Source organism: Oceaniglobus indicus, from assembly GCF_002751875.1.
In the GTDB taxonomy this organism is placed as follows: Bacteria; Pseudomonadota; Alphaproteobacteria; order Rhodobacterales; family Rhodobacteraceae; genus Oceaniglobus; species Oceaniglobus indicus.
On sequence record NZ_NMZM01000009.1, the window covers coordinates 19,324 to 43,306 of the forward strand.

Genomic DNA, 23,983 nt, shown 5'->3' on the forward strand with positions numbered 1-23,983 from the left:
CGCAGCAAGAATATCGTTGTATTCGCCCTGCCGGGACCGCTATCATGGGGAATGGAAATCCGTTCGACGGCGCCTTGTGTGCCGTCTTCGGATTCCGGGACGAGTTTCACGACCTCGGGTCCGTGTGTCAGCAAGGCGCCAAATCGGCGCTCTGGCCGTTTCCCGAGGATCGATGATCGGCTGCAAGGCCAACCGAACGCCTGCGTGCCAGCAATGGCCGGGTTCATGAATGGGCATCCCCCGGGATGTCGGAGAAGCAACGCGATGACGCGCGACAAGATCGAAGGGCAGGGGGCACGGGGCGAAAGCGCCGTCTTTTCCATGTCCGGATCACGCCCCATCGCCCCCAACAGACAACATCGCCGCGAACCGCCTCCCCTCGGGGGGCGTTTCGGCGCGGTGCGAGAACATATCACATGTCAAAGAAGATGCTTATCGATGCCACCCACTCGGAAGAGACCCGTGTGGTGGTTGTGGATGGAAACAAGGTTGAAGAATTCGATTTCGAATCCGAAAGCCGTCGTCAGCTTGCCGGCAATATCTATCTTGCCAAGGTAACGCGCGTCGAACCGTCGCTTCAGGCGGCGTTCATCGAATACGGTGGCAACCGCCACGGATTCCTCGCCTTTTCCGAGATTCACCCGGATTACTACCAGATTCCCGTCGCCGACCGCGAGGCGCTGTTGGCGGAAGAAGCCGCCGCCGCCCGCGCGGAGGATGAGGAGGATGAAAAGCCCAGAAAGCGCAGCCGGTCGCGCAGCCGCGCCAAGCCGAAGGCGGCCGACGTGTCATCCGACGACGCCGTCGTGACATCCGGCGAAGACGGCCCGTCCATCGCCGGCATGGACGTCGTCGATCTTGACGGCGACGATCACGGCGATGACGAAGAGGGATCGTCGCCCATGGAACGCGTCGGCGAAAGCCCGGTCGCGTCCCCCGATGACGACAATGGCGACGACGACAACGACGACGATGCGCCGCAAGCCTCCGACAAGGACGACGAGATCGAATCGATCGCGGAAGAGGATGTTTCTGACGAGATCAACCGCCCGAGCCGTCCCCGCGCCCGCAAGTACAAGATCCAGGAGGTCATCAAGGTCCGCCAGATCCTGTTGGTGCAGGTCGTCAAGGAAGAACGTGGCAACAAGGGTGCAGCGCTGACCACCTATCTGTCGCTGGCCGGCCGCTATTGCGTGCTGATGCCCAACACCGCCCGCGGTGGCGGGATTTCGCGCAAGATCACCAATGCCGCGGACCGCAAGAAGCTCAAGGAAATCGCCAACGGCATCGACGTGCCGCAAGGCGCGGGCCTGATCATCCGCACCGCCGGATCGCAACGCACCAAGACCGAGATCAAGCGCGATTACGAATACCTGCAACGGATGTGGGAACAGATCCGCGCGCTGACCCTGCAATCCATCGCGCCCGCCAAGATCTATGAGGAAGGCGACCTGATCAAACGCTCGATCCGCGACCTCTATAACCGCGACATCGACGAGGTCTTCGTGGAAGGGGCGGAAGGATACCGCACGGCCAAGGACTTCATGAAGATGATCATGCCGTCCCACGCCAAGAACGTAAAACTGTATCAGGACCAGATGCCGCTGTTCGCGCGCCACCAGGTCGAATCGTATCTGTCGGCCATGTTCAACCCGACGGTCCAGCTGAAATCCGGCGGCTATATCGTGATCGGCGTGACCGAGGCGCTGGTGGCCATCGACGTCAACTCGGGCCGCGCGACCAAGGAAGGCAGCATCGAACAGACGGCGCTGAACACCAACCTGGAAGCGGCCGCCGAAGTGGCGCGCCAGTTGCGCCTGCGCGACCTTGCCGGTCTGATCGTGATCGACTTCATCGACATGGACGAGCGCAAGAACAACGCCGCAGTCGAGAAGCTGTTCAAGGACAAACTCAAGACCGACCGTGCCCGCATCCAGGTCGGCCGCATCTCGGGCTTTGGCCTGATGGAGATGTCGCGCCAGCGTCTGCGCCCCGGCATGATCGAGGCGACGACCCAACCCTGCACGGCCTGCCACGGCACCGGGTTGATCCGGTCCGACGACAACCTGGCGCTGAACATCCTGCGCCAGCTTGAGGAAGAAGGCGTGCGCAAGCGGTCGAAGGAGGTATTGGTCAAGGTGCCCGTGGGCATCTGCAACTTCCTGATGAACCAGAAGCGCGAGCATATCGCCAACATCGAAGCCCGCTATGGCATGTCGGTGCGGATCGAGGCGGATCCGACCCTGATTTCGCCCGACTTCCACATCGAGAAGTTCAAGACGGCGACGCGCGTCGTCGAACAGACCGCGCCCGTGGTATCGGTGGATGCCTCGCACATGGCCGACCTGGACGATGACATCCCCGACGAGGTGATCGAGGACGAAGCACCGGCACCCGTGGATCAGGATGCGCCAGCCGAGGCGCCCGCGACCAAGACCGAGTCGGACGACGACGACAACGGCCAGCCCAAGAAGCGCCGCCGCCGCCGCCGCCGTCGCAAGTCGAACGGCAACGGATCGAACGGCAATGGCGCGGACGACAACGGATCGGACGACAACGGCTCGCAATCGGACGATTCCGACAATGATGCTGGATCCGATGGCGATGTGTCGTCGGGTGACGACGCGGTGAAACAGCCGCCGGTCATCGCGGCCGATGCCCCGGACACGGCCGAAACGACGGCCGAGGCCCCGGCAGCCGAACCGACGCCCGAGAGCGCGGACGAGGCCGAGGAAAAGCCGAAGAAGCGCACCCGCACCCGCGCCGCGGCCAAACCCCGCACCCGCAAGAAGCCGGTCAAGACGGAAGAAGCAGCAGCCGACGCCGACGAACCCGCCCCCGAGGCCGCGCAACCGACGGCAGAAGCGGAAACCGTCGCCGTGGTGGACACGCCGGCCGAGCCCGAACCGACCGAACCGGCGCCCGCCAAATCCGAACCCGCGCCCGCAGCGTCGCAGGAGCCCGCGCCGGCGATGGCGGAAAGCGAAGCGGACGACGGCGATGGCGAAAGCAAGCCCAAGCGGCGCGGCTGGTGGTCGCTGGGCCGCTGAGGACGAAACTGCGAACAGCCGGGCACCTTCGCCCGGCTGTTTGTTTTTCAGCAGGTGCATGATTTCGTCGGGAAGATGACGCCCGCTCTAGGCCGAGGAATGATCCCGGCCGCCACGGCGGATCAGGAACGTCAGGCGCGCCCCTTCGGTCTGGATCTCAAGCAGGGCATGGCCCGCCTCGGCGCAGAAGTGTGGCACGTCCACCACCGCGGCCGGATCATCGGCCAGCATCTTCAGAATCTGGCCGGGTTCAAGCGTTCCCAGCCGCTTGCGCGCTTTCAGAACGGGAAGGGGGCAAAGCAACCCCCGCGTGTCCAGTTCGGCATCCTTTTCATCCATGTTCCCATGTTCGCGCGATTGTTTCAGATTGTCCACGCGGATTTGACGACAGACCGCGTGACCCCGCGCGCCCAACGTCCTAGAGAGAGGCATGTTTGGAATCGAGATCATCGATGCGGGTCTGCTGCCCGCCATGGCCGTGGCCCTGGTTGCGGGGTTGCTCAGCTTTCTCAGCCCCTGCGTGCTGCCCATCGTGCCGCCCTATCTGGCGTATATGGGCGGCATCTCGCTGAACGAGATGAAGGAGAACGCGACCGCCCATCGCCGCGCGGTGGTGGCCGCGCTGTTCTTTGTCATGGGGCTGTCGGTGGTGTTCCTGTTCCTCGGGTTCACCGCGTCGGCCTTCGGCGCGTTTTTCCTCCAGAACCAGCAACTTCTGGCCCAGATCTCGGGCGTTGTCGTGATCGTCTTCGGGTTGCACTTTGTCGGGGTGTTCCGGATTCCGCTGCTGAACCGCGAGGCGCGTCTGGATGCCGGCGACAAGGGCGGTTCGGCCTTTGGCGCCTTCGTTCTAGGCCTTGCCTTTGCCTTCGGCTGGACGCCCTGCATCGGCCCGCAACTGGGCGCGATCCTGTCGCTGGCCGCGTCCGAGGCATCGGTGTCGCGGGGCACGCTGTTGCTGGGGGTCTATGCCGCAGGGCTGGGCATTCCGTTCCTTCTGGCGGCGATGTTCATCCAACGGTCCATGGGCGTGATGAACCGGATCAAGCCGTGGATGGGCGTCATCGAAAAGGCGATGGGCGCGTTGCTGATCCTGGTCGGGATCGCCCTGCTGACCGGTGCGTTTTCGGCGTTTTCGTTCTGGCTGCTCGAAACCTTCCCGGCGCTGGCCGTGCTTGGCTGAACCGTGGCTTAATTTCGCCCGGATCATCGGGTATCCCTTGTGCGGACGCCTTGGGACAGATCGATGCCGAATGACGTGACCACGAACCGTGTCAGACGCCGCCGGGTTTTCTATATCCCGGGCTATGACCCGATTCACCCGCGCCGGTATCGCGAGCTGTTCCGCAAGGAAGGCGCGGCGCAAGCGGCGATTTCGGGCTATGACATATCGCTGACCCCCCGCAAGGGCGCGCGCTATGGCTGGAACGTGCAGGGGCGGATGGACGACGCCGTTGTCGAGACGACAATCGAGGTTCTGGTGTGGTCCGATATCGTGCGCGCTTCCATGGCGACCGGCATCCTCGCCACCTATGGCCAACTGGTTCGCACGGCCTGGACCTATATTGCGTCGGGCGCCCTGCGTCGGCTGATGTGGCTGCGCAAGGGACCGGTGATCGCCGCGCTCTATCCCGTGGGCATGTTGCTGGTGCAGCTGGCGATCGCGGTGATCGCCGGCCTCGGGGCGGGCGCGCTTGTCACGAGTGTTGCTGGGATGCTGGGCCTGGCGGGCGGTGACGGCGCGCCCGGTTTCCTTGCCGTTGCGGTGGGCGTCGTGGCGGCGGTGGCGTTCGGCGTTGTCGCCTTCGGGGTGTTGGCGTGGTTCAAGCGGCACGACAACCGCATCTTCGCCTATTACCTGATGCACGATTATGCCTTCTCGGCGGCAACCAGGGGGGCGAATCCCGCCGCGCTCGAGGCGCGGATGGCCGATTTCACCGCCGCCATCGCCAAAGCCCTGGGGTCCGACACCGACGAGGTTCTTGTCGTCGGCCATTCGTCCGGCGCGCATATCGCGGTGTCGTGCCTGGCCGATCTGATCCGCGCAGGCCACGTCACGCCGCAGTCGCCTGCGTTGTCTTTCCTGTCGCTGGGGCAGGTCATTCCCATGGTGAGCTTCTTGCCCAAGGCCGACCGCTTGCGCGCCGACCTGCATTTCCTGTCCCGCCGGGACGAGCTGACCTGGGTCGACGTCACGGCGCCGGGGGATGGCTGTGCCTTTGCGTTGTGCGATCCGGTGGCGGTGTCGGGGGTGGCGCCCGATGATCGCAAGTGGCCGTTGGTCCTGTCCGCGGCCTTTACCCAGACGCTGAAGCCTGAGACGTGGAAAGCGCTGCGCTGGCGGTTCTTCCGGCTGCATTTTCAGTATCTCTGCGCCTTCGATGCGCCGGGCGATTACGATTATTTCCGCATCACCGCGGGGCCCCTGACCCTCGGCCAACGCTACGCCGGGCGCGCGCCAAGCCGATCGCGGATCGAACGTCCCGCGTCACCCCATACGTCGATGGCCACATGATCCCGCCCAAGCCCGATGCGCGACCCGAGAAGGTGTCGCTCTGGCGCTATCTGCGTCTGTTTCGCGACGATATCCTGTCGGCACAGCCGGCCAAGCTCTACCGCGCCTGGATGGCCGAGTTTCGCACGCCGTTCTTCCGCAGCTATCTGGTGAACGATCCCGCGCTGCTGAAAGAGGTGTTGAAGACGCGGCCCGAAAGTTTCCCCAAATCCGAGCGGATCGGCGAGGGCTTGCGCCCGTTGCTGGGCCGATCCGTGTTCCTGACCAATGGCGAGACCTGGAAACGCCAGCGCCGCATCATCGACCCGTCGTTCGAGGGCGGGCGCCTGCGCGATACGTTTCCGGCGATGCTGGCGGCCGGACGGGCCGCCGCCGACCGGTTGCGTCCCGGCGTGCGCGATATCGAACCCGAAACATCCCACGCCGCCGCCGACGTGATTTTCCGCACTTTGTTTTCCATCCCGATCGAACACCGCATCGCCACCGAGACCTTCGATCAGTTTCGCGAACATCAGCGCAGCCAGCCGATCCTGAACCTGGCCGCCTTCGTGCCGCTGCCGCGCTGGATGCCGCGGTTCCACAACCGCCGCACCCGGGCGACGGCGCGCGCCATCCGCGCGCTGATCACGACGCTGACGCAGGCCCGCAGCGCCGAGATCGCGGCGGGCACCGCGCCGGATGACCTGGCGACCAAGATCATGACCACCGATGATCCGGTGACCGGAACGCCATTCACCACCGATGAAATGGTGGACCAGGTCGCGATCTTCTTTCTGGCCGGCCACGAGACAAGCGCATCGGGGCTGGCTTGGGCGCTGTATCTGCTGGCCATTCATCCCGAAACCCAAGGTCGCTGTGCCGCCGAGGCGCGGGCCTTCATGGCCAACCCGGAATTCGCCAACCTTTCGGCATTGCGGCACACCCGCGAGGTTTTTCGCGAAACGCTGCGCCTGTATCCGCCGGTGCCGATGATGGTGCGCGAAACCATCCAGGGCGAGGTTTTTCGCAATCGCGAGGTTCCAAAGGGCGCGCAGGTGGTGCTGAGCCCGTGGCACCTGCATCGACACACGCGCCTGTGGGACAATCCCGACGGCTTTGACCCCGACCGTTTCGCCACGGAAAACGGCCGCACCTGCCTGCGTGATGCCTATATTCCGTTCTCGAGCGGTGCGCGGGTCTGTCCCGGCGCCGGGTTCGCCATGGTCGAAGGGCCGCTGTTGCTGGCGACATTGCTGGCGCGGTGGCAATTCGCGCCGGTGCCGGATGAAACGCCCGTGCCGGTGGCCCATCTGACGGTGCGCGCCCGGCGCGGCATCCACCTGAACATCACGCCGCGCCAGGACGGGGCGGGCGGCGATGCGCCCGGTTTGCGCTGAAACGCTGACCGGGCGCAAAGGGCGCGCTTAGCCGCGCAACACCGAACGGCCGGCGTAGACGGCGGTTTCGCCCAGCATTTCCTCGATACGGATCAACTGGTTGTACTTGGCCAGCCGGTCCGACCGCGCAAGCGATCCGGTCTTGATCTGACCACAGTTGGTGGCAACCGCCAGGTCGGCGATGGTCGCGTCTTCGGTTTCGCCCGAACGGTGCGACATCACGTTGGTAAAGCGCGCACGGTGGGCCATATCGACGGCGCGCAGCGTCTCGGACAGGGTGCCGATCTGGTTGACCTTCACCAGCATCGAGTTGGCGCAGCCCCTGGCGATGCCGTCGGCCAGGCGGTCGGGGTTGGTGACGAACAGGTCGTCGCCGACCAGCTGCACCTTGGCGCCCAACTCGTCGGTCAGCATCTTCCAGCCGTCCCAATCGTCTTCGCTCATCCCGTCCTCGATCGACAGGATCGGGTAATCGGCGACCAGCTTGGCCAGGTAGGCGACGTTTTCCTCCGCTGACAGCGACGCGTTCTCGCCCTTCATCTCGTATTTGCCGTTCTTGTAGTATTCAGTCGCGGCGCAATCCATCGCCAGCATGATATCGTCGCCGGGGGTATAGCCGGCCTTTTCCACGGACTTCAGGATGAAATCCAGCGCGTCGCGGGTGGATGAGATGTTCGGGGCGAAACCGCCCTCGTCGCCGATGCCGGTGGACAGGCCCGCGGCCGTCAGTTCCTTTTTCAGGGTGTGAAACACCTCGGCGCCCATGCGCACCGCTTCGCGGATATCCATGGCCGACACCGGCATGATCATGAATTCCTGGATGTCGATCGGGTTGTCGGCGTGTTCGCCGCCGTTGATGATGTTCATCATCGGCACCGGCAGGGTGCGTGCAGACGTGCCGCCGACATAGCGGAACAGGGGTTGGCCACAGTATTCGGCAGCGGCTTTCGCGGCGGCCAGCGACACACCCAGGATCGCGTTGGCACCCAGGCGGCCCTTGTTTTCGGTGCCGTCGATTTCGATCATCGCGGCGTCGATGGCCTCCTGTTCGGTGGCGTCCATGCCGACCAGAGCTTCGGCAAGCTCTCCGTTCACGGCGGCAACCGCGCCCAGCACGCCCTTGCCCATGTAACGGCCCTTGTCGCCGTCACGCTTTTCAACCGCCTCGTGGGCCCCTGTCGATGCACCGGACGGCACGGCGGCGCGCCCCATGGTGCCGTCTTCCAGGAACACGTCCACCTCGACCGTGGGATTGCCACGGCTGTCGAGGATTTCGCGACCGATGATATCGATGATGGTGCTCATGTGAGGCTCCGCCTTGGTTGATCTGCACGATCTATAGCAGGGCGCGAACGTAGGGGAAACCGGACTTGAGATGTGCGACACCCGATGCAACCGCCTTGGTCTTGATGCGTTGAGCGGTGCGAAAGGCGGGAACATTCATGCAGAAAACCGGAATCGTCGTGCTCTTGAATCCCAAGTCCGGCACGGAAAAAGGCGGCGCGATCGAACGCGACCTCGCAGCGCGGTTCAGGGCCGCCGGTGCGCAGGCCGACATCCGGCTGTTGCGAAAGGGCGATGACATTCCCGAACGCGTGCGGGCGGTGCTGAAGGAACGGCCCGATTGCGTGGTGGCGGGCGGCGGCGACGGCACCATTTGCGGCGTGGCCGAGGGAATGGCCGGAAGCGGCGTGCCCATGGGCGTCATTCCCTTGGGAACGTTCAATTATTTCGCGCGCTCACTGGATATTCCGGATGATCCCGAACAGGCCGTCGATGTCATCGTCAATGGAGACGCCCGCGACGTGCGCACCGGCGCCATCAATGGCCGGTTGTTCCTGAACAACACCTCCATCGGCCGCTATCCCGAAATCCTGGCCACCCGCGAAGGCATCTATCGCCGCTGGGGGCGGTCGCGGCTGGCTGCCTATTGGTCGGTCGTCAAGACGCTGACGACCCTGCGCCGGCCGCTTGAATTGACCATTGATGCGGACGGCACGCAGCACCGGTTGCGCACGCCGATCGTGTTCGTGCTGAACAATGCCTTCCAGATGGAACAGCAGGGGTTGGAAGGGATCGACGCATTGGCCAGTGGCAAGCTGGTCATGTATCTGTCGCCGGACTCGGGCCGTCTGGGCATGATCCGTCATGCCCTTGCGCTGGCGTTGGGGGTGGCGGTGGAACAACGCGATTTCCATTTGCTGAGCGCGCGCCGCTTTGAAATCCACGCGCGCCGCAAGCGACAGCGCGCCGCGCTGGACGGCGAGCGCCTGCGCCTGCGAAGCCCCTTCATCATAGAAGCCCGCCACGATGCGCTCAGGGTGATGGTGCCCCGCGATCTGGCGCTGGAGGTTCGATGAAACGTCTCGTCCACATGTCAGATCTGCACTTCGGTCGGGACCGCCCCGATCTGGTGGGCGCTCTGACCCGCACCGTCAACGATCTGGCACCTGATCTGGTGGCGATTTCCGGCGATCTGACCCAGCGCGCCCGCAACCGGCAGTTCCAGGCGGCGCGCGCCTTCATCGACAGCCTGGATGCGCCGGTTCTGTGCGTGCCCGGCAACCACGATGTGCCGCTCGACAATCTCTGGGCCCGGGCGTTCCATCCGTGGCGGCGCTATAAGCGCTGGATCGCCGAGGATCTGGAGCCGACGCACACCGACGACCATATGATCGTCGTCGGGATCAACACCATGAACCCGATCTTCTGGCAGCGCGGCTGGTTCTCGCGGCGGGACATCGCCAAGGTGCGCCGGGCCTTTGCCGGTGAAAAAAGCCGGATCCGAATTGTTGTCGTCCACCACCCGCTGGAACATCTGCCCGGCGAACGCAAACGCCTGATCAAGGGGGCCGACCGCGCGCTGTCGGCGCTGGACGCCTGCGGCACCGACATTGTCCTGTCGGGGCATCTGCACACATGGTCGGCGGCGCTGTTTGCCAGCCGGCCCGACCGGCGCGGTGCGCTTCAGGTTCAGGCGGGCACCGGGCTGTCCACCCGACAGCGGGGCGAGGCGAACGATTTCAACCTGTTGACGCTGGGCGCAGGCCGCGTGCGTGTCGAGCGTTTTGCCGCCGAAGATGCCGCAACCGGCTTTGTCGCGGATCGCGAGGTGGTGTTTGCCCTGGGCGATCGGGGCTGGGCCGTATCGTGAGGCCGCGTCAGTCGGATTTCTTGGGAATGCCGTAAAGCTCCATCCGGTGCCCCTTCAACTCATAGCCCAGCTTGGCGGCGATGCGTTCCTGCAGCGCCTCGATTTCGGGGTCGACGAATTCGATCACGGCACCGGTGGACAGGTCGATCAGGTGGTCGTGGTGATCGCGCTCGGCGTCCTCGTAACGGGCCCGGCCGTCACCGAACTCCAGCTTTTCCAGAATGCCCGCTTCCTCGAACAGCTTCACGGTGCGATAGACCGTCGCCAGCGAGATCCGGGGATCGCGTTCCGTCGCCCGGGCATACAGGATCTCGACATCGGGATGGTCGGGCGAGTCTTCCAGTACGGATGCGATGGTGCGCCGCTGTTCGGTCATGCGCAGGCCCTTGGCCTCGCAACGGTCGATGATGCCCTCGGCCATGTGCGCTCACTCTCCGCCGGTCTGTCTCGGGTCACGGCTTTAGCCCATGATGCACGCGCGCTCCACCCCATATCGGTGCGGGCTGCGAATGGCGCCGGTGCCGTGCGCCGCGTCAGAGGGTCAGCCGGCCTTCCATGATCCGCACCGCGTTGCCCGAAATCCGGACCGAGCGGCACAACCCGTCGATCACCTCGGTGTCGATCCGGATCCGGCTGGGGCGGCCCATGTCGACACCCTGCTCCAGCAACAGCGTCAACGACCGGTCTTCGATCTGTGACAGGAACGCACCCAGCGCCGCCGCGGCGCTGCCGGTGGCGGGGTCTTCGGGGATGTTGTCGAGCGGCGCAAACATCCTTGCGTGGACGGATGCACCGTCGCGCACATAGAACAGCACGGCAAAGTCGAGATCAGAGGGATAGGCCGCGGCGGCGCGACGAAACGCGCCCGTGTCGGGGACCACGGCCGACAGGGCGGCATCATCGGTCAGCTCGGCCAGCACGAAGGGCAACCCGACCCCGGCCTGGACGGGCAGGTGCCGGTCGGTGCGGATCTGGCCGGGCAGCAAGCCACCGCAGGCCGCCACGTCGCCGGCTTGGGGATGGGAATCGATGCGCAGGGGCTGGGTGGTCGTGAAGGTCGCGCCATCGTCATCGACGGTGCAGTCGATCGGCCCAACGCCCAGTTCCAGCGTTTGCCGTCCGCCCCGGCCCAGATCGAACAGCGCGGTGGCCGTCCCGATCAGCGGATGACCGGCGAAGGGGACTTCCATCGTGGGGGTGAAGATCCGCACCCGCGCGGTATGCGCCGGATCGGTGGGCGGATAGACAAAGGTGGTTTCGGAAAAGTTGAACTCGCGGGCAATCTTCTGCAACGCGTCCTCGGCCAGGCCGCGCGCATCGGTGATGATGGCCAGGGGGTTGCCGCCGAACGGGCGGTCGGTAAAGACATCGTAGACAATGTAATCGGTCATGGCGCGCGCTTTCCTTCCGGGTTGTGCAACGTTGCACCAGAACACGAGGTCAGGGAAAGCGCCTTGCGCCCGCACCGGCAGATCGGGATGGGTGGCGCGCGAACACATCCCGGGGTTTCCGCCGCCGTTCAGGGGCGCCGGGCGTCTGGAAAATTCCGGGGACGGCCACGTTCGATGCGGCCCGGAGGGGAAGGGGCCGCATCGCCCGATACGGCCCCGTTCCGGGTTACACCGTGTAAAGCGGCGTCTTGCCCTGGGCTGTGTGGATCTCGTTGACGTCCGTTTCCGAGATGCCCAGCCGCTTGGCGAGACGATCCAGGAACTCGGCCTCGGGGCGGTTGTCAGGCTGGATCGCCATCAGTGCACCGGCGTAGACTTCGACTTCCATGCCGCCGGGCACGTCGCGGGCCAGGGCCTCGACATCCACCGGCGCGGACAGCGCGTGATCCAGGAAGGCGCGGTCCGACGGGTCGGCGTCGCCCAGCACTTCCCACAGCGCGCGGCGCTCGGTCTCGTCGATCTCGCCGTCGGCCTTCGCGGCCATGACCATGGCGCGGATCACGAGACCCGCTTCCTCTTCGTCGTTGACCGGCTTGGTGGTGTCCAGCAGGCCCTTCATCTTCTGCGCACCCGCCGCGCCGCCGGTGACGCCGGCCAGACCGCCAAGCATCCCGCCGATGCCGCCGGCGCCCGAAGCACCCGCGTCGCCACCGGGTGTCCCGGTCATGTTGCCACCAGCACCACCCCCGAGGCCGACCGCATCCAGAAGGCCGCCCAGGCCGCCGCCCGATCCCTTGTTTTCGGCCAGCTTGCGCCGGACACCGTCCATTCCGCCATTCCGGCTGAACGATTGCACGCCCTTGGCGGCGACATAGGCGATGGCCAGTTTGCCCAGCATCTTGGTCAGCGACATTCATATTCTCCCATGAAAAACATTTCGCAAGAGATAGGAACGCGCGGTTCCGGATTCTAGGGCGCCGCGTCTAAAGCAGGTCGCGCTGGCGGGCGGTGCTTTCGGCAACGCGCGCCACGGTCAGCCCCTGCACGATGATTGAAAACACCACCACGACATAGGTGCAGGTCAGGATCAGCGGCTTCCATTCACCGTCGGGCAGGGACAGCGCCAGCGCGACGGAAATGCCGCCCTTCAGGCCGCCCCATGTCATCACCGGGATCACCCCGGGATCGAAGGTGCGGAACGGTTGCAACATCAGGATCGGAACCGCCACGGCCACCAGCCGCGCCACCAGCACCAGCGCGATGGACAGCGCGCCGGTCACCAGGGCCGAAGTGTCGAAGGCGACGGCGAAGACTTCGAACCCGATCATCAGGAACAGGACAGCGTTCAGGATCTCGTCCACCAGTTTCCAGAAGCCGTCGACATAGCGGCGGGTTTCGTCGGACATGCCCTCGCGGGTGCCGACATCGCCGATCAGAAGCCCGGCGCAGACCGCCATGATCGGCGCACTGACATGCAGTGCGACAGCCAGTTCATAGCCACCAAAGGCAAGGCCCAGCGTCAGAAGCACCTCGAGCGAGTAATCGTCGATCCGTTTCATCAGCTGAAACGTCAGCCAGCCCAGGACGATCCCCAGAACCGCGCCGCCGCCTGCCTCCTGCGCGAACAGGATCGCGGCGTCGGCGACTTCGTTGTGGCCGCCTGCATGTTCGCGGGTCGATGGAAACGCCAGGCCGACAAGGACCAGGAACACGACATACCCGACCCCGTCGTTGAACAGCGACTCACCGGCGATCTTGGTTTCCATCGACTGCGGCAGGTCGGTTTCGCGCAACACGCCCAGCACCGCGACCGGATCGGTGGGCGAGATCAGCGCGCCGAAGACCAGCGCCACCAGCAAGGGCATGCCGGTCAGCCAGCTAAAGCCGACCCCCACAACCGTCGTCGACAGCGCGATACCGATGGTCGCCATCAGGAACACCGGCAGCCATTGCGCCCTGAGATCGCCCAGCTTGACGTGCAGCGCGCCGGCGAACAGCATCAGGCCCAGCATCCCCTCAAGCAGCGCGTCGGAAAAGTCGATCCCGGTGACGACCGCGCGCACCTCGTCGGCCATGCCCAACGCGGGCCAGACCAGATCGGCGCCGATGATGCCGAGCGACGCGATCAGCGCGACGACCATGATCCCGATCGACGAGGGCAGGCGCAGGAAAAGATAGTTGATCGCGCCGAACAGCCCCGCCAGCACGATCATGGACGAGGTGATTTGAAGGAAATTCATCGGCGGTTCTTTCCGGTTCGGACGCTGCGCGTGCGATAGACCAAGCGCGTTCGGCTGCAAAGGGTTTCGCGGCAATTCGCCGAACCTGCCCCGTATGGCACGAGACGCGTGCGCGCGGCGATGCGTCATGGGCAAAGTTCGCGATTTCGCACCTTTGCGCCTGACAAGGGGAAGGGCCGTCGTTATCTTGGGCGTGACGATGCGGACGAAAGGCAGTGCCATGGCGATCACGGTCGATCTCAACGCCGATCTGGGCGAAAGTTTCGGCCCCTGGACCATGGGCGACGACGCCGCGATGCTGAAGATCGTGACCTCGGCCAACATCGCCTGCGGCGGCCATGCGTCCGACCCCGACACGATGGTGGCGACGCTGCGCGAGGCGGGGGCGAACGGCGTGATCGCGGGCGCCCATCCCGGCTATGCCGACCCCATGGCCTTCGGGCGGCGGGTGTTGCCGATGTCGACGGATCAGATCGAACGCATGGTCGCCACGCAGATCGGCGCGCTGCTGGGCGCGGCGGCCCTGGCGGGCGTTCAGGTGCGATACGTCAAGGCGCACGGCGCGCTGTCCAATGTCGCAAGCGATGATCGCGGTGTGGCGGACGCCGTGGCGCGGGCGGTGCGGGCGGTGTCGCGCGATCTGGCCCTGCTGGCGATTTCGGGAACCGAACTTGAAGGCGCAGGTCACGGCCAGAACCTTGACGTGCATTCCGAGATTTTCGCCGACCGGGCCTATCTGACCACCGGCCGCCTTGTGCCCCGGTCCCGCGACGGTGCGATGATCCACGACCCGGACGAGGCCGGGCGGCGCATGGTGCGGGTGCTGGAAACCGGCCGGATGCCGACCATCGACGGCGGCGAGATCGCGCTGGCGGCCCATTCGATCTGCGTGCACGGCGACAGCCCCGGCGCGGTGGACATGGCCCGCCACGTCCGCCGCACCCTGACCGATGCGGGGATCACAATCGCCCCGTTCATGGCGCCGCGATGACGGATTTCCCCCGCTTCGTCGCGGTGTCGGACCGCGCCGTCCTGGCCGAGTTCGGCGACCAGATCGACACCGATATCTACGCCGATGTCCTCCGCCTGGACCGGGCGCTGGCGGCCCAACCGGTCGCGGGCCTGATCGAGGCGGTTCCGGCCTATGCCAACCTTCTGGTGGTGTTCGATCCGCTGGAAACCGACCACGACGAGGTGAGCGCGGGCCTGCGCGCGCTGCTGGACGGTGCACAGGACGCGCCGGAACAGACCACCGCCCGCCGCGTCGCGGTCTGTTATGACGGCGATCTCGCGCCCGACCTGGAAGAGGTCGCGCGCCAGTCGGGCTTGAGCGTCGAAGAGGCGATCAACGCCCACCTGTCCGGCGACTACAGCGTGTTCCTCTACGGGTTCGCACCCGGTTATGCCTATATGGCCGGCGTGCCCGAGGCGCTGCAACTGCCGCGAAAACCCGCCGCCGTCCGCGGGGTGCCCGCGGGCAGCGTGATCATCGCCGGGCCACAGTGCCTGATCACCACGCTGACCATGCCGACGGGATGGTGGATCATCGGCCGCTCGCCCACCCCCGTCCTGACCGGCGACGCCGACCGGCCGTTCCTGTTCGACGTCGGCGATCCGGTCACGTTCGAGCGGATCGACCGCGCCGCGTTCGAGGCCGCGACATGAGCGTCGCGCGCTTCAAGGTCGTTCACGCCGGACCCCATTGTTCGGTGCAGGATGCCGGGCGTCCGGGCAACATGCGGTTCGGCGTGCCCGCGTCCGGCCCGATGGACCGGCTGGCGTTCGATGCCGCCCACGCCGCCATCGGGAACCCCCAAGGTGGCGCGCTGATCGAGGTGTCGATGGGAGGTCTGACGCTGGAATGCACCGAAGGCGCGGTGGGCTTTGCCGTCGCGGGCGGTGGTTTCAAGGTGACGCTTGATCGTGAAACGCTGGGCCCCTGGTGCGTCGCATCCATGGTGGCGGGGCAGACCCTGACGATCCGCCCCGGCGAATGGGGCAGCTGGGCGTGCCTCGCCTTTGGCGGAACGCTTGAGGTGGAGACATGGCTGGGCTCGGCCGCGACCCATGCGCAATCGGGGTTCGGGGGCGGGGCGATCACGTCGGGCCAGGTCGTGACGGTGGCCGGCGCCGAACGCCGCGACGGGCGCGCCACGGCGATTGAACCGCCTACCTTTGCGCGTCCCGGCGCGAAGGTGCCGGTGGTGCCCGGCCCGCAGGACCGTTTCTTCGCGCCCGAAACCCTGGCGGCCCTGACATCTGAAACCTTCCGGATCGGCGACGCCTATGACCGGATGGGCGTGCGCCTGTCCGGGGTGGCCCTGCCCGTGGCGGGCAGCCTCGACATGCCGTCCGAGCCGGTGCTGAAGGGGTCGGTCCAGGTCTCGGGCGATGGCACCCCGACGGTGTTGCTGGCCGATCACCAGACCACCGGCGGATATCCCAAGATCGCGACCGTGCCGGGGCACGCACTGGATGCGTTCTGTCAGTCGCGCAGCGGCGATGCCGTGCGGTTCGTGGCCGTCACCCCCGAAGCCGCGCTGAAACAGGCGCGGGCCGATCATGACCGGCGCGCGGCCTTCCTTGGCGCACTGGCCGAAGCGCCGGGATCGCTGGCCGACCGTCTGGCACGGGCGAACCTGATCGATGGCGTCACGGACGGTGGGGATTGAGCGGATGGCGCGTGCGAAAAACGTCCTGTTCATCATGTGTGACCAGTTGCGCCACGATTATCTGTCCTGCGGCGGTCATCCGCACCTGCACACCCCGCATATCGATGGGCTGGCCGCGCGCGGCGTCCGGTTCGACCGCGCCTATGTGCAATCGCCGATCTGCGGGCCCTCGCGGATGAGCTTTTATACCGGGCGTTATGTCATCTCGCACGGGTCGTCATGGAACTCTTATCCGCTGAAGGTGGGGGAGCTGACGCTGGGCGATCATCTGCGCCCTCTCGGGGTCGATACCGTGCTGATCGGCAAGACCCACATGAAGGCCGATGCCGAGGGCATGGCGCGCTATGGGATCGAACCCGGCACGGTGATCGGCGCGCGGCTGGCGGAATGCGGCTTTGACGTCTTCGAACGCGATGACGGGCTGCATCCCGACACCGGCTATGCCACGTCGCCGCGTTACAACGACTGGCTGCGCGCACGGGGCTATGACGATGCCAATCCGTGGCAGGCGGCGGCCAATTCCGTGGACCCCGAGGGGAATGAAACTGGAACGGGATGGTTTCTGAAATATTCCGACCGCGCCGCGAAGGTGGCCGAGGAGCACAGCGAAACGCCCTATCTGACCACACGGTTCATGGAGTTCATCGACAGTCGCACCGACGACACGCCATGGATGTGCCATCTGTCGTTCATCAAGCCGCACTGGCCCTATATCGTGCCCGCGCCCTATCACGACATGTTCGGCCCCGACACCTGGCTGCCACCGGTGCGCGCCGAGTCCGAGCGGAACGATCCGCACCCGGTTTACAAGGCGTTCATGGACCTGCGGGTGTCGCGCAATTTCTCTCGCGACGATGTGCGCGAAACGGTGCTGCCCGGTTACATGGGCCTGATCAAACAGATGGACGACCAGATGGGGCGGTTGTTCGCCTTTCTTGACGACCGGGGGTTGTCAGACGACACGATGATCGTTTTCACCTCGGATCACGGCGATTATCTGGGCGATCATTGGCTGGGCGAGAAAGAGCTGTTTCACGACCCCTCGGTGCGGATTCCCCTGATCGTGTACGACCCGTCGCCCGAGGCCGACGCCACCCGCGGCACCGTGTCGGATGCCCTGGTCGAGGCGATCGATCTTGCACCGACCTTCCTTGAAACCTTCGGCGGCACGGCCCAACCCCACCGGCTTGAAGGGCGGTCGCTGCTGCCGCTTTTGCGCGGGGAAAATCCGCCGTGGCGCAAGGTGGCGATCTCGGAATACGACTATGCCCCCACGGCGGTGCGTGCCGCGCTGGGCCGGGGGGCGGGCGATTGCCGGTTGATCATGGCCGTATCGCAGCGTTGGAAATATGTCTTTGCCGAAGGGTTCCGCCCGATGCTGTTCGATCTTGTGGCCGATCCGCAGGAGTTGAACGACCTCGGCGCCGACCCGGCCTGTGCCGATGTGTGCTCCGACATGCGCGAGCATGTGTTTGCCTGGGCCCGCGCACAACGACAGCGGATCACGATGTCGGACGCGGCGATCCTGTCGCAATCCGAACGCCGGACGGTCGATGCCGGCATCCTGATCGGGTTCTGGGACGAGGATGAACTGTCGCGGATGAAGCGCGAAACCGACGCTGATCAGCCGGGCAGGGACAACGCCTGATCTTCGGGCGGGATCACCCGCTTGATCCCCGAACTGGAAATCGCGACGAAGGTGAAATCGCCTTCGGTCACCATCGTCCGGTCGCCGGTGTTCTGCCGCGTGACCCATGTTTCGACGTGCAGCGTCATGGACGTGCGCCCGACCCGCGTGACTTCGGTATAGACCGACACCAGGTCGCCGACATAGATCGGCGCGTGAAACCGCATGGCGTCAATGGCGACGGTGGCGCAGCGCCCCTTGGCGCGGGCGGCGGCGGTCACGCCGGCGGCGATGTCCATCTGACTGATGACCCAGCCGCCGAAGATGTCGCCGCCCGAATTGGTGTCCTTCGGGAATGCCAGCGTCTGGATCGTCAGGGTGCCGTCGGGGGTGTCCTGCATCGTCAGACGACTTCGACGCGCATGGCGCCAAGCCCGTCCACCGCAATTTCCATCACGTCGCCCCGCGCCACGGGGCCGACCCCGGCAGGGGTGCCCGACAGGATCACGTCGCCCGCCGCAAGCGTGAAATACGACGACAGATAGGCAATCATTTCCGGCACCTTCCAGATCATCTGGTTCAGATCCCCGGACTGGCGCAGATCGCCGTTGACATGCAGCGTGATCGCGCCGTCGGACGGATGGCCGATCTCCGCTGCGGGGTGGATCGGGCCGATGGGGGCCGAGCGTTCGAACGCCTTGCCGATTTCCCAAGGGCGCCCGGCCTTTTTCGCAGCGCCCTGAAGATCGCGCCGCGTCATGTCCAGCGCAAGGGCATAGCCATAGACGTGATCCAGCGCATCGGCGACGGCGATGTCCGCGCCGCCCGATTTCAGCATCACGGCGATTTCCGCCTCGTGGTGCACGTCATCGCTTTTGACCGGATAGGGGAAGGTGCCGGACGGGTCCAGGTTGTCGGGGTTCTTTTGAAAGAAGAACGGCGCCTCGCGGTCCGGGTCATGCCCCATCTCGACCGCATGGGCGGCATAGTTGCGACCGATGCAATACACGCGACGCACCGGAAATGTGGCGTCGATGCCGGCAACGGGCAGGGCGATGACGCGAGGCGATGGGATGACATGGACGTTCACTGGGGCTTCTCCGGCTGATGTATTTTCACTCTAGGTCACCGCCTCGTCGCTCCGCAACCAGATGCGCAACACCACGCCGCGGGGCTGCGGGAATCCAATATTGACGCATTGCGTATATTGTATGATATATAGCCTCGGGAAGAGAATCCAAAGGGGAGGTAGACATGTTCAAACTGGTAATGGCTCTGGCCGCTGGCCTGGCGGTGGCGGTGCCGTCCGTGGGGGCCGCGCAAGACAGGAAATTGATCCGTTTCGGCTATTCTTCGCCAACCGATCTTGAGAATGACAACGGCGCAACGGCCTGGATCTTCAAGCAATTCGTCGAAAGCCGCAGCGACACGCTCGAGGTCGGTCTCTACGGCTCCAGCGAACTGGGAAGCGATCAGGACGTCCTGCAGGCGATGCAGCTCGGTTCGGGCGCCACGATGCACATCGGCGGCACGGCGCTGTTCAACTCGTTCATCGAACGTGTCGGAGTTTTGGATCTGCCGTTTCTCTGGCAGGATTATGCCCATGTCGGCCGCGCGCTTGACGGCGATGTCGGCGCATCGCTGGAAGCCGATTTCGAGGCGTCCGGCTTCAAGGTTCTGGGTTGGGGTTACAGCTGGGGCTACCGCAACGTCGTGACCGGCGGCGCGCCGATCAACTCGCCCGAGGGCATCAAGGGGCTGAAGCTTCGCACCATTCAGTCGCCGATCTATGTCGCGGCGCTGAACGCGATGGGGGCGAACGCAACGCCGATGGCCTTCGGCGAGGTCTATACCGCCCTTCAGACCGGTGTGCTGGACGGGTTCGAACATGCGGCGTCGATGGTCTATTCGTCGAAACTGTATGAGGTGACCGACAATGTCGCCCTGACCCGGCACCTGTTCGGGCCGACCGTGCTGACCTATTCGCTGTCGCAATGGGAGGCGCTGACCGAGAAGGAGCAGGAGGTCGTGCAGGCGGGGGCGGATTTCGCGATCGAGGTGGCGCGGGCGTTGGCCCCGGGCCGCGAAGCCGCCGCGCTGGATCTGTTGCGCGAGCAGGGCATGACGATCACCGAGATCGACACGTCCGGTTTCGCCGAGGCAGCCGTGCCGTTGCAGGACGAGCTTGCCGCCGGAATCGACGCCACCGATGTTCTGGCAGACATCCGCGCCGCGGCCGAGTGAGCCGCATTTCAGAAGGCTGTCCCTGAACGGGGCAGCCTTTTTGCCGACATCGGAGAGTGCAATGCATCGCCTGTTTCGAGAGATCGATCGCCTGGTCGAGACGCTGATCTTCGTCATCTTCCTGGCCATCGTCATCGTTGGCACGGCCCAGGTTCTGAACCGATACGCCCTGAACTCATCCCTGAGCTGGAGTGAGGAGTTTCAGAAATACGGCCAGATCTGGCTGGTTTTCCTGAGCATTCCCGTGGCCTATCGGCGTGGAATGCACATCGGGATGGACCTTCTGGACGACTGGTTCTCGCCCCGGGGTCGTCGCCTCTTTTCGCTCGGGATCGATTTCCTGTGGCTGCTGCTGGCGGGTTCCGTCCTCTATGGCCTCAACACGTTGATGCCCCTGCTGGCCCGGCAGAAAAGCCCGGGATTGGGTATGCCGATGGATTGGGCCTATGGCGGCCTGGTGGTCGGGATGGTCTATCTGATCTTCGTCAGTCTGCGACGCATCGTGGTCACGGTGCAGGGACGCGATATTCCCAAAGAACACATCGGGAGCTGAAGGCGATGTTGATCGGACTTTTCGTTCTGCTGTTGGTGATGATTTTTGCGGGTATTCCCGTCATTCTTGCCCTCGGCCTTATCGGGGTGGGGGGCATCGCCGGGGTGCCCGAGCTGAACTTCGCGTTGTTCCCGCAAAAGATGTTCACCACCCTCGACAGCTTCAGCCTGCTTGCCTTGCCCTATTTCATCTTGGCCGGTGAACTCATGGCGCGCGGCGGGATCAGCCGCAAGCTGGTGGAATTTGCCGAAACCGTTGTCGGCCATCTGCGGGGCGGATTGGCCCAGGCCAATATCGTCGCCTCGATGGTGTTTTCCGGCGTGTCGGGGTCTTCGACGGCTGATACCTCGGCCATCGGCTCGGTCCTCATTCCGGCGATGAAGGAAAAGGGCTACAAGGCCGGGTATGCCGCGGCCATTACCGCAACCAGCGGCACGATCGGCGCGATCATCCCGCCCAGCATGACGTTGATCGTCTATGGCTCGCTTGCCAATGTCTCGATCGGCGGGCTGTTCCTTGGCGGGATCATTCCCGGCATCCTGGTGGGCGTCGCCTTCATGGCGGTCGTCGTGGTCCAGTCGCGGAACGCGAAGAAATACCCCGAGATGCAAAGCCGCGAAGGGTCGTTCCACCTTGGGGCCGTTCTGCGGGCGCTGCCGCGGGTCTGGGCCGCATTGCTGGCGCCGCTGATCATCGTCGGCGGCATCCTGGGCGGCATCTTTACGGCCACGGAAGCCGGAGTCGTCGCCTGCGTCTATTCGTTCATCATCGCCTTCTTCATCTATCGAACCGTCAAGCTTGCCGATCTTCCGCGTATTTTCCTGGCCGCCGCAATGACCACGTGCATGGTGTCGGGCATCATCGCGATCGCGGGCGGTTTCGGGTGGCTTCTGGCCTATCTGAACTTCAACCAGATCGTGCTGCGCAACATCTATGCCGTGACCGACAATCCGCAGATCGTCTTTCTGCTGCTGGTTCTGGTCATGCTGGTGCTGACCATGTTCGTCGACAGCATGGCGGTGCTTATCATCAGCGTTCCGGTCGCGGTGCAGATCGGAAACTCCTACGGGCTCGACCCCTTCCAGCTTGGCCTTGCGCTGACGATTGCCACGCAGATCGGCTCGACAACGCCACCGGTGGCGGTCCTGCTGTTCGTCGCCTCAAGCATCGCGCGCTGTCCGTATCGCGAAACGGTACGCTATGTCTGGCCGTTCATCGCGGCGGAAATCGCGGTCTTGATGCTGGTCGTGTTCTGGACACCGGTGGCCAGCGCGATCCCGACCTGGGCGCTCACCCGATAAAATCATCACTCGACACAGTAACAAGGAGAAGACGAATGTATGACGTGGCTGAAAAGGTTGCCGTGATCACGGGGGGCACGCGAGGCATCGGTCTGGCCCTTGCGGAACACCTGTTGCAACAGAAATCCAGGGTCGTGATCAACGGACGCAGCACGACGGACGAGGCGCGTGCCCTGCAAGAGACCCACGGAGCCGACAATGTGGTCATCGTCGAGGCTGACGTGTCGGTGCCGGCCGAAGCCGCACGGCTTGTGGCCGAGACCGAAGCCCGTTTCGGCCGGCTCGACATGCTGGTCCATTCCGCGGGCGGTCCGGCCGGCGGCAAGGTTCCGGGGATGGAGACAGAAAGCTGGATGCAGGCCTTCGCCATTCACGTGCATCCCGTGTTTCACCTGTTCCAGGCCGCACATCCGTTGCTGGCGAAAGAGGGTGGGGCGGTTCTGCTGGTGTCATCGGTCGCAGGGATCAGGGGTTGTCCGGGCACGGTGGCCTATCAGACCGTGAAGGGCGCATTGATCCCGATGGCCAAGGCGCTGGCCATGGATCACGGGGTCGAGGGGATCCGGGTGAACGTGATCGCCCCGGGCATCATCCGCACCCGTTTCCATGACGCGATGACGAAAGAGGCGCAGGCCCACAACCTGCAGAACCGCATTCCGCTGCGGCGCGAGGGGTCGGTCGACGATGTGGCCGAAGCGATGATGACGCTTCTCCAGAACGAGTTCATAACCGGCGAAACGCTTGTCGTGGACGGCGGAATGTCGATGCGCGTCACCGGCTGAGCGGGCCGTCATTCTCCGGCACGATCGGCACTGCGCTTCGGCTTGGTGCCGGTCGGTTCACGGATGATGTCGATGTCCGTCCTGGCATTGCCCAGCATGACCTGTGCGGCCTCTCTTGCGGCCGCCGGGTCTTTTCGCAGGATCGCATCGCGCAGGTCGCGATGTTCTTCCAGAGCGCGGGGCCGATGCTGGCCCAGGGCCGCGATCGAGAACATCTCGCGCAGGCCGATTTCAAAAAGCTGGCCGATGGGCCAGAAGAATTCGTTCCGGGTCGCGATATAGATGCATTTGTGAAAGGCGAGATCCGCCTCGACCCAGGCGGCGTTGTCGTCGCCCGCGGCCTCCATCAACCCGAATGCCTCGCTCAGGCGGTCGTGATCCACCTCCCGCGCATACATCGCGGCGTTTTCTGCCGCCGCCGGTTCGACCGCGTTGCGAAGTTGAAACATCTTTTCCAGGTAGGTCGAGGTATCGGCCAGCTGGATGCGCCACTTCAGCACGTCGGGGTCCATCTGGTTCCAGTCCTCGGGCGCGCGCACCCGCGTCCCCAGTTTCGAGCGCGCCTCGACCAGGCCTTTCGCGATCAACCCGCGAACCGCCTCACGAACCGCCGTGCGGCTGACACCGAGGGTCTGACAAAACTGGGCCTCGGTCGGCAGGATGCTGCCCGGCGCAAACTCGCCCCGCATGATCGCCAGCCCGATCTGATCGCCCACGCGAAGATGCAGCTTGAAGCTGTCGGCCCAGTTTCTATTGGTCAAATGCGCAACCTCTTGAGTTTTCGGAACGAATGAGCATCATCGCCTGCGTCGAATTGTCATACAAATCATAACGTCGCAAGCGCGGCGAGTCCACGTTGCTCTCACGTTATCGAACTAGGTCTTCGGTTGTGCCTGGAAAGTGCGCTCGTCTCGACCCTGGCGGGCGCCCGTGTCGGAACGCATACCATTGGGGAAACGTCAAAGGACCGCGCGCCGATTCGGCTGACCGCGGGTCAGCCGAAACGCGAATAGGGTCGGATCAATGTCCAACCCCCGCGCGCAATGCTGTGATAATCAACGTCGCAACAACCGATGAT

At 64.8% G+C, this 23,983-nt stretch carries 23 protein-coding genes; 14 read left to right on the plus strand and 9 right to left on the minus strand.

Features of this window, described 5'->3' with window-relative positions; genetic code table 11:
• Positions 1-416: 416 nt before the first annotated feature.
• Entirely contained in the window at positions 417-3,050 is a 2,634-nt protein-coding gene (locus CFP68_RS13990; protein ID WP_241524100.1) for an Rne/Rng family ribonuclease, read from the plus strand.
• Between the two features lie 87 nt (positions 3,051-3,137).
• Here the strand turns inward: CFP68_RS13990 and CFP68_RS13995 are convergent, their stop codons facing one another.
• The gene (locus CFP68_RS13995) at positions 3,138-3,389 is read right to left on the minus strand and encodes a sulfurtransferase TusA family protein (protein WP_099827693.1); all 252 of its coding nucleotides are present in this window, start codon (positions 3,387-3,389) and stop codon (positions 3,138-3,140) included.
• A 91-nt stretch (positions 3,390-3,480) separates the two neighbouring features.
• Between CFP68_RS13995 and CFP68_RS14000 the strand changes: the two genes are divergently transcribed.
• From CFP68_RS14000 to CFP68_RS14010, 3 genes are all read left to right on the plus strand, one after another.
• On the plus strand, positions 3,481-4,233 hold the full coding sequence (locus tag CFP68_RS14000) for a cytochrome c biogenesis CcdA family protein (RefSeq protein WP_099827566.1): 753 nt from the start codon (positions 3,481-3,483) through the stop codon (positions 4,231-4,233).
• A gap of 63 nt (positions 4,234-4,296) precedes the next feature.
• Positions 4,297-5,565, plus strand: a complete 1,269-nt coding sequence (locus tag CFP68_RS14005) for a hypothetical protein (protein ID WP_099827567.1) — start codon at positions 4,297-4,299, stop codon at positions 5,563-5,565.
• Positions 5,562-6,941: a cytochrome P450 gene (locus CFP68_RS14010; RefSeq protein WP_099827568.1), complete on the plus strand. Its 1,380-nt coding sequence runs from the start codon at positions 5,562-5,564 to the stop codon at positions 6,939-6,941. The genes CFP68_RS14005 and CFP68_RS14010 overlap by 4 nt, the downstream gene beginning before the upstream one ends.
• Positions 6,942-6,968: 27 nt before the next feature.
• On the opposite strand, the gene eno is transcribed toward CFP68_RS14010, so the two are convergent.
• Positions 6,969-8,246: a phosphopyruvate hydratase gene (gene eno / locus CFP68_RS14015; RefSeq protein ID WP_099827569.1), complete on the minus strand. Its 1,278-nt coding sequence runs from the start codon at positions 8,244-8,246 to the stop codon at positions 6,969-6,971.
• 137 nt (positions 8,247-8,383) lie between these two features.
• Here eno and CFP68_RS14020 point away from each other — a divergent pair, with 137 nt between their 5' ends.
• Positions 8,384-9,301: a diacylglycerol/lipid kinase family protein gene (locus tag CFP68_RS14020; protein ID WP_099827570.1), complete on the plus strand. Its 918-nt coding sequence runs from the start codon at positions 8,384-8,386 to the stop codon at positions 9,299-9,301.
• Positions 9,298-10,095 (plus strand): metallophosphoesterase family protein, encoded by a 798-nt coding sequence (locus CFP68_RS14025; RefSeq protein WP_099827571.1) that lies wholly within the window; start codon positions 9,298-9,300, stop codon positions 10,093-10,095. The genes CFP68_RS14020 and CFP68_RS14025 overlap by 4 nt, the downstream gene beginning before the upstream one ends.
• Positions 10,096-10,102: 7 nt before the next feature.
• Here CFP68_RS14025 and CFP68_RS14030 read toward each other — a convergent pair whose 3' ends face one another.
• From CFP68_RS14030 to CFP68_RS14045, 4 genes are all read right to left on the minus strand, one after another.
• Complete coding sequence (locus CFP68_RS14030) at positions 10,103-10,516, minus strand: Fur family transcriptional regulator (RefSeq protein ID WP_099827572.1); 414 nt, start codon at positions 10,514-10,516, stop codon at positions 10,103-10,105.
• Positions 10,517-10,628: 112 nt separating this feature from the next.
• Complete coding sequence (locus tag CFP68_RS14035; RefSeq protein ID WP_099827573.1) at positions 10,629-11,486, minus strand: PhzF family phenazine biosynthesis protein; 858 nt, start codon at positions 11,484-11,486, stop codon at positions 10,629-10,631.
• A gap of 226 nt (positions 11,487-11,712) precedes the next feature.
• A complete protein-coding gene (locus tag CFP68_RS14040) occupies positions 11,713-12,399 on the minus strand; it encodes a DUF533 domain-containing protein (RefSeq protein ID WP_099827574.1) in 687 nt (228 codons plus the stop codon).
• 70 nt (positions 12,400-12,469) lie between these two features.
• Entirely contained in the window at positions 12,470-13,726 is a 1,257-nt protein-coding gene (locus CFP68_RS14045) for a cation:proton antiporter (protein ID WP_099827575.1), read from the minus strand.
• A 220-nt stretch (positions 13,727-13,946) separates the two neighbouring features.
• Here CFP68_RS14045 and CFP68_RS14050 point away from each other — a divergent pair, with 220 nt between their 5' ends.
• The 4 genes from CFP68_RS14050 to CFP68_RS14065 are packed head-to-tail and all read left to right on the plus strand — an operon-like array spanning position 13,947 to position 18,046.
• On the plus strand, positions 13,947-14,717 hold the full coding sequence (locus CFP68_RS14050; RefSeq protein WP_099827576.1) for a LamB/YcsF family protein: 771 nt from the start codon (positions 13,947-13,949) through the stop codon (positions 14,715-14,717).
• Positions 14,714-15,391 (plus strand): 5-oxoprolinase subunit B family protein, encoded by a 678-nt coding sequence (locus CFP68_RS14055; protein ID WP_099827577.1) that lies wholly within the window; start codon positions 14,714-14,716, stop codon positions 15,389-15,391. Before CFP68_RS14050 ends, CFP68_RS14055 begins: the two co-directional genes overlap by 4 nt.
• Positions 15,388-16,398 carry a 5-oxoprolinase subunit C family protein gene (locus tag CFP68_RS14060; protein WP_099827578.1) on the plus strand — a complete coding sequence of 337 codons (1,011 nt, stop codon included), beginning with the start codon at positions 15,388-15,390 and terminating at the stop codon, positions 16,396-16,398. The genes CFP68_RS14055 and CFP68_RS14060 overlap by 4 nt, the downstream gene beginning before the upstream one ends.
• Positions 16,399-16,402: 4 nt before the next feature.
• On the plus strand, positions 16,403-18,046 hold the full coding sequence (locus CFP68_RS14065; RefSeq protein ID WP_099827579.1) for an alkaline phosphatase family protein: 1,644 nt from the start codon (positions 16,403-16,405) through the stop codon (positions 18,044-18,046).
• Here the strand turns inward: CFP68_RS14065 and CFP68_RS14070 are convergent.
• Both CFP68_RS14070 and CFP68_RS14075 read right to left on the minus strand, forming a co-directional pair.
• Entirely contained in the window at positions 18,022-18,426 is a 405-nt protein-coding gene (locus tag CFP68_RS14070) for an acyl-CoA thioesterase (protein ID WP_099827580.1), read from the minus strand. The two genes, CFP68_RS14065 and CFP68_RS14070, sit on opposite strands and share 25 nt — an antisense overlap.
• Positions 18,427-18,428: 2 nt before the next feature.
• Positions 18,429-19,115 carry a fumarylacetoacetate hydrolase family protein gene (locus CFP68_RS14075; protein WP_099827581.1) on the minus strand — a complete coding sequence of 229 codons (687 nt, stop codon included), beginning with the start codon at positions 19,113-19,115 and terminating at the stop codon, positions 18,429-18,431.
• Positions 19,116-19,279: 164 nt separating this feature from the next.
• Here CFP68_RS14075 and CFP68_RS14080 point away from each other — a divergent pair, with 164 nt between their 5' ends.
• From CFP68_RS14080 to CFP68_RS14095, 4 genes are all read left to right on the plus strand, one after another.
• A complete protein-coding gene (locus CFP68_RS14080; protein ID WP_099827582.1) occupies positions 19,280-20,269 on the plus strand; it encodes a TRAP transporter substrate-binding protein in 990 nt (329 codons plus the stop codon).
• 61 nt (positions 20,270-20,330) lie between these two features.
• Entirely contained in the window at positions 20,331-20,822 is a 492-nt protein-coding gene (locus CFP68_RS14085) for a TRAP transporter small permease (RefSeq protein ID WP_158234180.1), read from the plus strand.
• A gap of 5 nt (positions 20,823-20,827) precedes the next feature.
• Positions 20,828-22,123 (plus strand): TRAP transporter large permease, encoded by a 1,296-nt coding sequence (locus CFP68_RS14090; RefSeq protein WP_099827584.1) that lies wholly within the window; start codon positions 20,828-20,830, stop codon positions 22,121-22,123.
• A gap of 35 nt (positions 22,124-22,158) precedes the next feature.
• Positions 22,159-22,905 (plus strand): SDR family NAD(P)-dependent oxidoreductase, encoded by a 747-nt coding sequence (locus CFP68_RS14095; protein WP_099827585.1) that lies wholly within the window; start codon positions 22,159-22,161, stop codon positions 22,903-22,905.
• Positions 22,906-22,913: 8 nt separating this feature from the next.
• Here the strand turns inward: CFP68_RS14095 and CFP68_RS14100 are convergent, their stop codons facing one another.
• Positions 22,914-23,666: a FadR/GntR family transcriptional regulator gene (locus CFP68_RS14100; protein ID WP_099827586.1), complete on the minus strand. Its 753-nt coding sequence runs from the start codon at positions 23,664-23,666 to the stop codon at positions 22,914-22,916.
• Between the last annotated feature and the right edge of the window lie 317 nt (positions 23,667-23,983).